Origin of the sequence: uncultured Rhodococcus sp. (assembly GCF_963525155.1) — a bacterium.
Classification (GTDB): domain Bacteria; phylum Actinomycetota; class Actinomycetes; order Mycobacteriales; family Mycobacteriaceae; genus Rhodococcus_F; species Rhodococcus_F qingshengii.
The window spans coordinates 1-11,666 of sequence record NZ_CAURKP010000160.1 but is presented as its reverse complement, the minus strand read 5'-3'; the positions used below and the strand labels follow the sequence as shown (position 1 = coordinate 11,666).

Below are 11,666 nucleotides of genomic sequence, written 5' to 3'. Positions count from 1 at the left end.
TCTTCACACCCGTCGGCACGGCGATCAGGAACGTCATGAACGAGAAGTACGGCAGGAGAACAGCACCCGTCGCGTACATGTGGTGGGCCCACACCGCGATCGACAGAGCTGAAATCGCCAGTGTCGCATAGACCAATCCGGTGTACCCGAAGATCGGCTTACGGCTGAAGACCGGGAAGATCTCCGAGACGATGCCGAAGAACGGCAGCGCGATGATGTACACCTCGGGGTGACCGAAGAACCAGAACAGGTGCTGCCACAGGAGCACTCCACCCGACGCCGGGTCGAAGATGTGTCCACCGAGGTGACGGTCGACGAACAGACCCATGAACGCAGCGGTCAGCAACGGGAACGCCATCAAGATCAGAATGCTGGTGATGAAGATGTTCCACGTGAAGATGGACATCCGAAACATCGTCATACCTGGTGCGCGCAGGCAGATCACGGTGGTGATCATGTTGACCGCACCGAGAATGGTGCCGAGGCCACCAACCGTCAGACCGAAGACCCACAGGTCGGCGCCGACGCCGGGACTGTGCACCGCACCCGACAACGGGGTGTACGCGGTCCAACCGAAGTCGGCAGCGCCGCCCGGCGTAAGGAATCCGCCGAGAACGATGAGACCACCAAAAGTGAAGAGCCAGAACCCGAATGCGTTCAGACGCGGGAACGCCACGTCCGGGGCACCGATCTGCAGCGGAAGTATGTAGTTCGCGAAGCCGAAAACGACGGGCGTCGCGTACAGCAGCAACATGATCGTGCCGTGCATGGTGAACAACTGGTTGAACTGCTCGTTCGAGAGGAACTGCATCCCGGGGACAGCCAGTTCCGCACGCATGAACAGGGCCATCAGGCCGCCGATCAGGAAGAACACGAAAGCCGTGATCATGTACATGATCCCGATCTTCTTGTGATCGGTGGTCTTGATCATGTCGAACATCCACGACCCCTTGGGATCACGGCGCTGCGGGTACGGCCGCTCCGGAATCGGCTCCAACTCTCCGGTCCGCTCGTCCGGCACCGTTGTCGTCATGCTCGCGCGTCCTCTTTCGTGCTCGATACCGCCTCAAGAACTTTCCGCACGACCATATCGCATGTTAATAGTTAATGCACAAACTAAGTGTGGTCGACGTGAGCATCTATCGAAAACCGAACGTACGCAACCTTTTGCAGATTTCGGTGAGATAAAGTCAGGCGGCGGAATAGGTCGAGGGTCCGCCGCGTTGAACAAACCCGTGACTCTTCCCGACACATCGACAGCACCCGAGGCCTCCGCGTTGCGCGGCCTCTTCGAGCCTTTCGAGGTCAAATCACTCTCGTTGCGTAACCGTTTCGCCATGGCCCCGATGACGCGCGCCTTCTCGCCGGACGGAATCCCCGGCGCCGACGTAGCCGAGTACTACCGTCGTCGCGCAGCAGGTGGTGTCGGCTTGATCATCACCGAAGGCACGTACATCCCGGACCCGGCAGCCGGCCCGCACACCCGCGTACCGCGCATCTACGGCGATTCGAGCCTGGGTGGCTGGAAGTCGGTCGTCGACGCCGTCCACGCCGAAGGCGGATCGATCATTCCTCAGCTGTGGCACCTCGGAGTCGAACGCGGCGAGAACTCGCGCCTGAACCCCGAGGTCGAAACCGTCAGCCCCTCCGGCCTGGCACTGGACGGCACCCGCCTGGGACGAGAATTCACCACCTCTGACCTCGACAACTTGAAGCAGTCGTGGGTCGACGCCGCACTCAACGCGAAGAACACCGGCTTCGACGGTCTCGAGTTGCACGGAGCACATGGCTACCTGCTCGACGAATTTCTCTGGGCGGGAACCAATGTCCGAACCGACGGCTACGGCGGATCACTCGAGGCCCGCACCCGTTTCCCGGCCGAGGTCGTCGCCGCAATCCGAGAGGCCGTCGGGGACGAGTTCGCGATCGTCTACCGATTCTCGCAGTGGAAGTCCGGCCATTACGACGCTCGTATCGCCCAGAGCCCGGCAGAACTCGGCCGCATCCTCACTCCCCTGGTCGACGCCGGCGTCGACGTTCTGCATCCGTCCACGAGGCGTCATTGGGAACCGGCATTCGCTGAACTCGACGGTGAAGACGGCACACTCGGCCTCGCCGGTTGGACGAAGAAGCTGACCGGGTTGCCGACCATCACCGTCGGTTCGGTCGGACTCGATTCCGTGTTCACGACGGCATTCACCGGCGAAGCTGCATCTGCTGTCACCGGGCTGGAGCGTCTCGAAGCTCAGTACGAGAGGGGTGAATTCGACATGGTTGCCATCGGGCGCGCGCTGCTCGCCGATCCCGAGTGGGTCGAGAAACTCCGCACCGGACGCGCGGACGAGCACATCGCATTCACCGCAGAACATCGCACGCACCTGAACTGACCTCGCACGACAAAACGGCACTCCCGCAATTGTGGGAGTGCCGTTTGTGGGTCTGCCGGAAGTACTAGCTGCCGAGCGTGACCGGGTCGGGGCCGATGCGGCCGGCCGGGTCTTCGAGAGCACCGATCGCGTTGATCTGTTCCGGTGTCAGTTCGAATCCGAAGACATCGAAGTTGGCGGCGATACGTTCGGGGGTCACCGACTTCGGAATCACCACGTTTCCGATCTGCAGGTGCCAGCGAATGATCACCTGAGCCGCGGTGACGCCATGAGCGTCGGCGATAGCGGTGATGACGGGGTCGCCGAGAACGGTTCCCTGGCCGAGCGGGCTCCACGCTTCCGTCGCGATTCCCTTGCCGGTGTGGAAGGCGCGCAGTTCTGCCTGGTTGAACTTGGGATGGAGCTCGATCTGATTGAGGACCGGCACCTCACCGGTTTCGCCGATGACGCGCTCGAGGTTCTCGATGGTGAAGTTGGAAACGCCGATGGATCGAACCCGTCCGTCGGCCTTGAGCTTCTGGAATGCCTTGAACGTCTCGACGTACAGGTCCTTGGACGGAACCGGCCAGTGGATCAGGTACAGGTCGAGGTACTCGAGACCCAACTTGTCGAGGCTGGCGTCGAATGCCGCAAGCGTCGAGTCGTAGCCTTGGTCGTCGTTCCACAGTTTTGTCGTGATGTAGAGGTCTTCGCGGGCGATGCCGGATTCGGCGATCGCGCGGCCGACGCCCACCTCGTTGCCGTAGATCTTGGCGGTGTCGATACTGCGGTAGCCGGTCTTCAGGGCTGTGGAGACGGCTTCCTGCGTCTCGTCGTCCGGAACCTGGAACACACCGAATCCGAGTGCGGGGATCGTCTTACCGTCGTTCAGAACAATGGTCGGTACAGAGGTCACATCGTTGGTCTCGGTCATATGTGGATCCAACGCACGGGTGCCAGGAGGCATTCCCCACCGAACCTCCTCTTCGCACCCTTGTCGCACCCGAAATGCCGGTCTACCTTGGAATACAAGTAATTGAATCGCCTCGAGAAAAGAGAGAGCGATGAATCTCGGATATCGTCTCGCCTACAAGGTCGGCGTCACTCCATGGGAGCACACCGGTCACGGCTTCGACGCTCAACTGTCCGGCCTTCTGGATGCGATTCCCCTACCGGAAGGTGGCCGTGCACTCGATATCGGTTGCGGCACCGGACGCCATTCCATCGAGCTGGCGCAACGCGGGTGGCACGTCACCGGCGTTGACGCCGAACAGGAACCGCTCGACAAAGCGCGCATTCATGCGCGTGAAGCACACGTCGACGTCCGGTTCCTCCACGAGGACGCGGCAGACCTGCACATTGCTGTCGACGGCGGGCACATGCTGGTGCTCGACATCGGCTGTTTTCACGGGCTCACCGATCATCAACGGCGGGACTACGGGAGATCCGTAAATGCGATCACCGCACCGGGAGCGTCCATGGTGATGTTCGCATTCGGACCGGGGCACCGTTGGCCGATGCCACACGGCGTCTCGGAGGAGGACGTCATGCGTGCATTCGACGGTTGGTCGATGGCCTCGAGCATGGCCGCGGACGGTCGGTACTCGCCACTGCGGGTCCTTGCGCCACCCCCGTGGTGTTACCCCCTGGCCCGGGGCTGCCCGCGGTGCGCCTTTATACCCCGCCCGCGTTAAATAACGGCGCACAGCACCGGGGATACTTCTCAGGTGACTGCAACACTGCGCATCAGCGGCCTCTCTGCTTCCCGGGGAGAACGCACCCTGTTCTCCGACCTCGACCTCACCGTTGCCCCCGGCGACGTCATCGGCCTCGTCGGCGCGAACGGCGCCGGCAAGTCGACGCTTCTCACCGCACTGGCCGGAATCGGAACCGCCGACGTCGAGGGTTCGATCATCCTCAGCCCGCCGGATGCTGCGGTCGGTTACCTCGCGCAGGAACCCGATCGCATCGAGGGTGAGACCGTCCTCGAGTTCCTCGGCCGCCGCACCGGCGTCGCCCACGCCGAGGAAGTCATGAACTCCGCAGCCGAAACCCTGGCCGAAACCGAAGAGGATCTGTACTCCCCGGCTCTCGAACGCTGGCTCGCTCTCGGCGGCGCCGACCTGCTCGAGCGCGCCGAGAAGGTGGTCGAAGAACTCGGTCTCGGAGTTCCACTCGATGCACATATGACGGCATTGTCCGGCGGTCAGGCCGCGCGCGCCGGCCTCGCGTCACTGTTACTTTCGCGCTACGACATTCTCTTGTTGGACGAGCCCACCAACGATCTCGACCTACGCGGTCTCGAGCAGTTGGAGCGATTTGTCGCCGAGACGCGCGCAGCACTGGTTGTCGTGAGCCATGATCGCGAGTTCCTCTCGCGCACCGTCACCGGAATCGTGGAACTCGATCTGGCACAACAGGACATCGCCGTGTACGACGGCGGCTACGAGTCGTACCTCGCCGAACGCGAGATCGCCCGCCAGCACGCACGCGAGGCGTTCGAGGAATACGCAGGCACCCGCTCCGATCTCGAAGATCGCGCACAGATGCAGCGCAACTGGATGGAACACGGCGTCCGCAACGCGCGTCGTAAAGCCAAGGACAACGACAAGATCGGACGCGGATTGCGGACCGAGTCGACGGAGAAGCAAGCCGCGAAAGCTCGCCAGACTCAACGCCGCATCGAGCGACTCGAAGTGGTCGAGGAACCGCGCAAGGAGTGGGAACTTCGTATGGAGATCGCGGCGGCGCCGCGGTCCGGTTCCGTTGTCGCGACCACGAACGGCGCCAAGGTAACTCGCGGTCAGTTCACGTTCGGTCCGGTCACGACGCAGATCGACTGGGGCGATCGAATTCTCGTCACGGGCGCGAACGGGGCAGGCAAGACCACCCTCCTGAACGTCCTGCTCGGCAAACTCGTCCCGGACGAGGGCATCGCGTCGCTGGGTTCCGGTGTCGCGATCGGTGAGATCGATCAGGCGCGTGGATTGTTCGAAGGTGATCAACCAGTCGTGGAGGCCTTCGGTGCGCAGGTTCCGGACTGGCCCGATGCCGATGTCCGCACTCTCCTCGCCAAGTTCGGCCTGCGCGGACACCACGTACTCAGATCTGCCGCTTCCCTGTCCCCCGGCGAGAGAACAAGGGCTGCACTTGCTTTGCTCCAGGCTCGCGGCGTGAACCTACTGGTACTGGACGAGCCGACGAACCATCTCGACCTTCCGGCGATCGAACAGCTCGAGCAGGCGATGGAGTCGTTCGAGGGAACCCTCCTTCTGGTCACTCACGATCGACGCATGCTGCAGTCCACCCGAAGCACGCGCCGGTGGCGAATGGAGAACGGACAGCTCTTCGAGGAGTAGCCGATCGACTCTGCTTGCGCAGACAACCCGCGTGTGCAACTATTTATCAGGCGCACGCAATAGTTGCATGCGCGGCATAGGTGGCCCGCGGATGACATGATCCCCCGTCGAGCTGCCACATCCCAGTCCCGAAAGGCACTCTTCAATGTTGTCGATCCCCGACCGCACACTGACTCACGGAACCACCGGCGAGCCGATCACCATCCCGCAACTCGGGTACGGCGTTTTCCAGGTACCGGACGCACAGACCGAAGAGGTCACTGCCACCGCTCTGGAGATCGGCTACCGCCACATCGACACCGCCGCGATCTACGGCAACGAAGCCGGTGTCGGCCGCGCCATCGCAAGTTCGGATATCCCTAGGTCAGAGCTTTTTGTCACCACCAAGCTGTGGAATGACGATCAGGGCCACGACCGAACACTCGCCGCGTTCGACACGAGCCTCGACAAGCTCGGACTCGACTACGTCGACCTGTATCTGATCCACTGGCCCGCGCCGGCAAAGGGCCTGTTCGTGGAAACGTGGGCCGCTTTCGAGGAGATCCTCGCCTCCGGCCGTGCCCGGGCGATCGGTGTGTCCAACTTCCTGCCCGAGCATCTCGAACTGCTGGCCCAGCACAGCGCGACCACCCCGGCCGTCAACCAGATCGAATTGCACCCCAGACTGCAACAGCACACTTCTCGGGAGTACGCCCAGAGTCGCAGCATCGAAATCGAGGCTTGGAGCCCATTGGGACAGGGAACCATCCTCGACGACCCGGCCATCGGGAAAATTGCTGCAGCACACGGCAAGAGCCCTGCACAGATCATTCTGCGTTGGCATCTCGAACAGGGCCACACCGTTCTGTCGAAGTCGGTCACGCCTGCCCGTATGCGCGACAACGCCGCAATCTTCGACTTCGCACTCGATACCGACGAGTCAGCGGCCATCACAGCGCTGAACACCGACAGCCGTGTCGGACCCGATCCAGTCGAATTGAACTGAATCGAAACGACTTCAGGGATTCTCGTGGGGAGTCAACGTCAGCAGCACAGAATCGACGGACTGCTCGGCCAGGAGCGCGTCCAGCGGTAAGTGACGGAACAACGCTCGGTAATAGATCGGCGACGCCAGCGCGTCCAGGACGAAGTCCAGGTCGAAGTCGCTCCGAATGTCGCCGCGTAGCCGCGCCGATTCCAGCACTGCCGCAGTGGAATCGCGTCGTGGCTGAAAGAATGCCGACTGGAAATCCCGCGCCAATTCCGGGTCCGCCGCCAGATCCGCGACCAACGCGGGCAGGATCCGACCGACTACCGTTTCACTCAGTCCCACAACCAATGTCGTGATGCCGGCGACCAGGTCTGCCCTGAGATCGCCGGTGTCCGGCGTTGGATCAGTACCGATGTGCGCCACGACGACGTCGACCACCAGATGCCGCTTCGACGGCCATCTCCGGTAGATGGCGGGTCGATGCACGCCGGCTCTCGTCGCCACCGAACCGATCGACAGCTCCGCATATCCGTTCTCCCCCAACAACTCCAGGGTTGCCGCCAGAACGGCGTCGTCGATCCGCTCGTCGCGGGCGCGCACCATCTACAGCACCGGCCGCGGCATGAGCACCAGACGCCAGCCGTCGGGATCTTCGAAGGTCATCCCCGCATTCTCCTCCCAGTACGGATTCTCGGCGCCAACGGGTTCGTGCCCTGCTTCCCCCAACCTCTGAACTACCTCGTACATCGCCGACTCGCCGGCGAAGTAGAGCACCAACAGGTTGTCCTGCGTCGGCGCCGGGCATGGGCTTCCGTCTTCGTGGGTCGTGAATTCGAGGTGATAGTTCGAATCCGGCAGACCCAGCATGATTCCGTCGTACCCGGCATGACCGGAGAACCGGTAGAGCTCTGGCAATCCCAGACAGTCGCGATAGAACGCAATCACGTCGTCGAGCCTGTCGGTGGGTCGCGCTACGCGCACTTGCACTACTGCGAGGTCGTTCGGCCAAGTTGTCATTCCCAAACAGTACAGTACGTACCGTAATGTTTCGAGAAGATGGCTGCCGCCTCCCGACGGCAGCTCGCTGCAACTACAAGCGATCATTCTCCGGAAACGCCGCCTTGGGCATGAACTTCGGCCTGGCGAACAGCACAGACAGTTTAGTGGGCTGTGACTCCACCGGACGATCGGACCGGTACAGCAACGCCTGCTGCGGCGTGCTCACCCATTCACTGGCGAAGATCTCACCGAGGCGCGAAACCGGCACGTGCGACCCGCCCTCGAGTCGAACGGTGACGTCCGCCCCGATGTCCGACTGGCCGTACACGACCCACCACGATTCACCCTCAACGTCCCCTGGAGTGTGCTGCCCGATACCGATGACTGCACCCTTCTCCATCGGATCGCGCCAGACCGCCTCGCGCCCTTGCGGTCCCACGCAGTAGCTACCATCCTCACGCACCTGCACGACCAGGCCGGACTCCTCGAGCACCAACTGTTCGACCACCATGCCAAGCCCCTTCCGTTGCCCGAACCTTATCCGCCGGCACGCCCCAGAAGCGGAACAATCGCGGTTCGTGTTGACAAATTGTTGGGTTTTTACAACACTTTGATGCATGAGCCCAGTCCGGCGGGGAGACGCGCTCCCCATCTTCAATCGCATCGGAGTGCTTCGCGCCGAGCGGAAGATGAGCCGGGCACAGCTTGCGCAACTCGTCGACGTGAATCCGCAGACGGTGGGGGCACTCGAACGCGGTGACCACTACCCCAGCCTGGATCTTGCATTCCGAATCTGCTGGGTGTTCAACCTCCCGGTGGAGGCGGTGTTCTCCCGGACGGAGTTCGGGCCGCTGTCGACGGAGGTCTACCGGAATGCACTGTCGACGGAGGTCTACCGATCTGACCGCACTACCGAGGGGAGTGAAAAGCCAAGTGCCTGAATCAAATCTGATCGACCGCTACCAGGCCCACCGCACTCGGCGGTTCCTGCAGAACGAGGAGACGTTCCGACATTGGCTCCCGAATTGGCGAACCCGTCGACGTCGGCGCGTACTCGTCGTCGCCCTGGCGGTCCTGTTCACCACGATGGTTGCCGTCAGCACAGCATGCCTGTTCAATCCGCTCTTCGCCGTGGCATGGCCGGTCCTCACCCTGCTGTTCCTGCCGACGTGGTCCTCACTTCAAATCGTGTCGGGCCGGCAAGGGGATGCTCCGCGGCAGGCGTTGGACGAATGGGAGATCCAGCAACGCAACGACGCTCGCTCCGTCGGGCTCAGCGTGACCCAAACGTTGGTCTTCATTGTCGCCATTTTCCTCATTTTCACCTCGTCGGTGCAGTGGAATGTAGAGAGGCTGCCTTACACGGGAGGTTTATTGGCACTGACTGCAATGCTGATCGGCGCGTGCACGCCCGCGATGATTCTCTCGTGGACCAATCCAGACCCGGATCCGATTGATTCGGAAGAGTTCGATCTCTGACCCGTATTACCGAAGCGCACCACTCGACCGATGGGAAGGACCCATGTCAGCCACCCTCACGATCGACGGCATCTCGAAACGCTACGGCGACGTCGTCGCACTCGACAACCTGAGTTTCGAAGTGCGCCCAGGCGAGATCTTCGGATTCGTCGGCAGCAACGGCGCCGGCAAGACGACCACGATGCGCATTGCGCTGGGTGTGCTCGGAGCAGATTCGGGAGAAGTTCGCCTCGGCGGCAAACCCGTCGACCTCGACGTGCGTCGCACTATCGGATACATGCCGGAGGAACGCGGCCTCTACCCCAAGATGAAGGTGGGAGCGCAACTTTCCTATCTGGCCGAGCTACACGGACTCTCGAAGGCCGACGCGCACGCGGCCACTGAGCGGTGGACCGAACGTCTGGGCATCGCCGAACGCGTCAAGGACACCGTCGATTCCCTGTCCCTCGGTAATCAGCAACGTGTGCAGCTCGCGGCGGCGCTGGTTCACGACCCATCGGTACTCGTTCTGGACGAACCGTTTTCGGGCCTTGACCCCGTAGCGGTCGATGTCATGAGTGACGTGCTGGTCGAGAAGGCTCGCACCGGTGTTCCCGTAATCTTCTCCAGCCATCAGCTGGATCTGGTGGAGCGCTTGTGCGATCGCGTGGGCATCATCAGCCGCGGCAGCATGCGGGAGATCGGAACCGTCGACGAACTACGAGGCAAGGGCGACGGCCGAATCGAAGTCTTCGCCCCTGACGCGCCGGTCGGTTGGGCACACCATCTGATCGGTGTCACCACACTGAGCCACCTCGACGGTCGAACGCTCCTGAGCGTCGACGGAACCGCCGACGATCAGCAGATCCTGCATGCAGCGTTGAAAACCGGACCGGTGCACGAGTTCACGCTACGACGTCCGTCACTGACCGATCTGTTCCGAGAGGTAGTAGCCGCATGAGCAACCAGTTGAGCGGAGGTCGAGCCATCGGGTTGGTCGCCCGACGCGAATTCATGACGCAGATCTCGAAGAAGAGTTTTGTGATCAGCAACGTCATCATTCTGGTCGCGATCATCGGCGGCATCATCGCCTTCTCGCTCTTCTCCGGCGGCGACGAGGACAAGTCGAAGATCGGCTTGGTCGGCAACCAGTCACTCAGTGCCACGATGGTGTCCATCGGCGACACCCTCGGCAATCCGGTGACGGTAACGGAGGTTTCCGACGACGGCACCGCGCGTGATCAAGTCAAGGACGGTGACCTCGACGTGGCCGTGATTGCCGGATCGGGCGGCGGCGTCACTGTCGTGACCAAGAAGGAAGTGCCCACGAATCTGCGCGCCGTCATCGAGAGTTCCGTTGCACAGCAGGCACAATCGAATGCGCTTTCCGCTGCGGGGATCGATCCGGCTCAGCTCGCCGAAGCCACGTCCACGGCAGTGGTCACCATCGATGCCATCGATCCCCCGGATCCCGAACAGGGCCAACGCATAGCGATGTCGATCGCTGCTGTGGTGCTCCTCTACATGCAGATCCTGCTGTTCGGAACGTACGTGGCGATGGGCGTCGTCGAGGAGAAGTCCAGTCGCGTGGTCGAGCTGCTGCTCTCCACTCTTCGTCCGCTGCAGTTGTTGTGGGGCAAGGTTCTCGGAATCGGTGCTGTCGGCCTGATGCAGATGGCTGCCTATGCCGTCGCGGGCGTCGCCACCGGACTGGCGACGGGCGTCCTGACCGTGACGGGCACCGCGATCGGCGTTCTGTTCGGCACTCTCGGGTGGTTCATTCTCGGCTTCCTCTTCTTCGCCGTGCTGTACGCCGCCGCCGGGTCCATGGTCTCGCGGCAGGAGGACGTCAACGCCACCGCGATGCCTCTCGCGCTGCTCGTCATGGCGATGGTCAGCGTGGCTTTCGTTTCGGTGAGCAATCCAGAAGGAACCCTGAGCAACGTGTTGAGTTGGATTCCGCCGTTCTCGGCAATCCTCATGCCCCTGCGTATTTCCGCCGGTGTTGCTTCTCCGTTCCAGATCGTGGGAACGATTCTGCTGATGCTGGTGGTGACCGCTGCGTTGTCGATGATCGCGGCAAAGATCTACCAGCGCTCCATCCTTCGTATCGGCAAGGTCGTGTCATGGAAAGAGGCGTTCGGACGCTGATTCTCCAGCGCACAACTGGCGCCACGCGATCCCGGCGGCACCCCGTCCAGGTAGGTTCATCCTGGACGGGGTGCTGCTTACTTGGAGGACGTTGTGCGAATCTCGGCCGAAGGACTACTCACTGCGGTACTCGATCCCGAGAGCTTCGTCTCTTGGGACTCCCCGCCCGTCGACGTCGGACCTGGCCCGAAATACGCAGAAGACCTGGCGAAGGCCCGCGAGAAGAGCGGAGTTGACGAGTCCGTCGTCACCGGTGTCGGTACCGTTCGGGGACGTCGGGTCGCGGTAATTGCCTGTGAATTCAGCTTTCTCGCCGGTTCCATCGGAGTCGCCGCGGCCGAGCGGATCGTGACCGCCGTCGAA

General features: G+C 62.2%; 14 protein-coding genes. 9 read left to right on the top strand and 5 right to left on the bottom strand.

The genetic code is table 11. From position 1 onward, the window contains the following. The coding region (locus RWT78_RS23535; protein WP_314681301.1) for a cbb3-type cytochrome c oxidase subunit I at positions 1-1,033 on the bottom strand (1,033 nt) is incomplete at its 3' end. 202 nt (positions 1,034-1,235) lie between these two features. Between RWT78_RS23535 and RWT78_RS23530 the strand changes: the two genes are divergently transcribed. Then, on the top strand, positions 1,236-2,387 hold the full coding sequence (locus RWT78_RS23530) for an NADH:flavin oxidoreductase (RefSeq protein WP_054188856.1): 1,152 nt from the start codon (positions 1,236-1,238) through the stop codon (positions 2,385-2,387). Positions 2,388-2,451: 64 nt separating this feature from the next. Here RWT78_RS23530 and RWT78_RS23525 read toward each other — a convergent pair whose 3' ends face one another. Further along, positions 2,452-3,300 (bottom strand): aldo/keto reductase, encoded by an 849-nt coding sequence (locus RWT78_RS23525; protein WP_314681295.1) that lies wholly within the window; start codon positions 3,298-3,300, stop codon positions 2,452-2,454. 130 nt (positions 3,301-3,430) lie between these two features. Between RWT78_RS23525 and RWT78_RS23520 the strand changes: the two genes are divergently transcribed. From RWT78_RS23520 to RWT78_RS23510, 3 genes are all read left to right on the top strand, one after another. Continuing rightward, entirely contained in the window at positions 3,431-4,060 is a 630-nt protein-coding gene (locus tag RWT78_RS23520) for a class I SAM-dependent methyltransferase (protein WP_314681292.1), read from the top strand. Positions 4,061-4,093: 33 nt separating this feature from the next. Further along, positions 4,094-5,725: an ABC-F family ATP-binding cassette domain-containing protein gene (locus RWT78_RS23515; RefSeq protein ID WP_314681290.1), complete on the top strand. Its 1,632-nt coding sequence runs from the start codon at positions 4,094-4,096 to the stop codon at positions 5,723-5,725. A 145-nt stretch (positions 5,726-5,870) separates the two neighbouring features. Further along, the gene (locus RWT78_RS23510; RefSeq protein WP_314681288.1) at positions 5,871-6,710 is read left to right on the top strand and encodes an aldo/keto reductase; all 840 of its coding nucleotides are present in this window, start codon (positions 5,871-5,873) and stop codon (positions 6,708-6,710) included. A gap of 12 nt (positions 6,711-6,722) precedes the next feature. Here the strand turns inward: RWT78_RS23510 and RWT78_RS23505 are convergent, their stop codons facing one another. From RWT78_RS23505 to RWT78_RS23495, 3 genes are all read right to left on the bottom strand, one after another. Next, positions 6,723-7,298, bottom strand: a complete 576-nt coding sequence (locus tag RWT78_RS23505; protein WP_314681284.1) for a TetR/AcrR family transcriptional regulator — start codon at positions 7,296-7,298, stop codon at positions 6,723-6,725. Continuing rightward, the gene (locus RWT78_RS23500; protein WP_021332241.1) at positions 7,299-7,712 is read right to left on the bottom strand and encodes a VOC family protein; all 414 of its coding nucleotides are present in this window, start codon (positions 7,710-7,712) and stop codon (positions 7,299-7,301) included. It abuts the gene before it with no gap. Positions 7,713-7,785: 73 nt separating this feature from the next. Then, positions 7,786-8,205 (bottom strand): hypothetical protein, encoded by a 420-nt coding sequence (locus RWT78_RS23495; protein WP_073512694.1) that lies wholly within the window; start codon positions 8,203-8,205, stop codon positions 7,786-7,788. Between the two features lie 106 nt (positions 8,206-8,311). Between RWT78_RS23495 and RWT78_RS23490 the strand changes: the two genes are divergently transcribed. From RWT78_RS23490 to RWT78_RS23470, 5 genes are all read left to right on the top strand, one after another. Then, positions 8,312-8,635 carry a helix-turn-helix transcriptional regulator gene (locus RWT78_RS23490; RefSeq protein ID WP_276116213.1) on the top strand — a complete coding sequence of 108 codons (324 nt, stop codon included), beginning with the start codon at positions 8,312-8,314 and terminating at the stop codon, positions 8,633-8,635. Further along, entirely contained in the window at positions 8,628-9,173 is a 546-nt protein-coding gene (locus RWT78_RS23485; protein ID WP_003939943.1) for a hypothetical protein, read from the top strand. The genes RWT78_RS23490 and RWT78_RS23485 overlap by 8 nt, the downstream gene beginning before the upstream one ends. 43 nt (positions 9,174-9,216) lie before the next feature. After that, positions 9,217-10,113, top strand: a complete 897-nt coding sequence (locus RWT78_RS23480) for an ABC transporter ATP-binding protein (RefSeq protein WP_003939757.1) — start codon at positions 9,217-9,219, stop codon at positions 10,111-10,113. Next, positions 10,110-11,303, top strand: a complete 1,194-nt coding sequence (locus RWT78_RS23475; RefSeq protein ID WP_003940506.1) for an ABC transporter permease — start codon at positions 10,110-10,112, stop codon at positions 11,301-11,303. Before RWT78_RS23480 ends, RWT78_RS23475 begins: the two co-directional genes overlap by 4 nt. Positions 11,304-11,396: 93 nt before the next feature. Then, positions 11,397-11,666: carboxyl transferase domain-containing protein (locus RWT78_RS23470; protein ID WP_314681271.1), on the top strand; the 270-nt coding region annotated here is incomplete at its 3' end.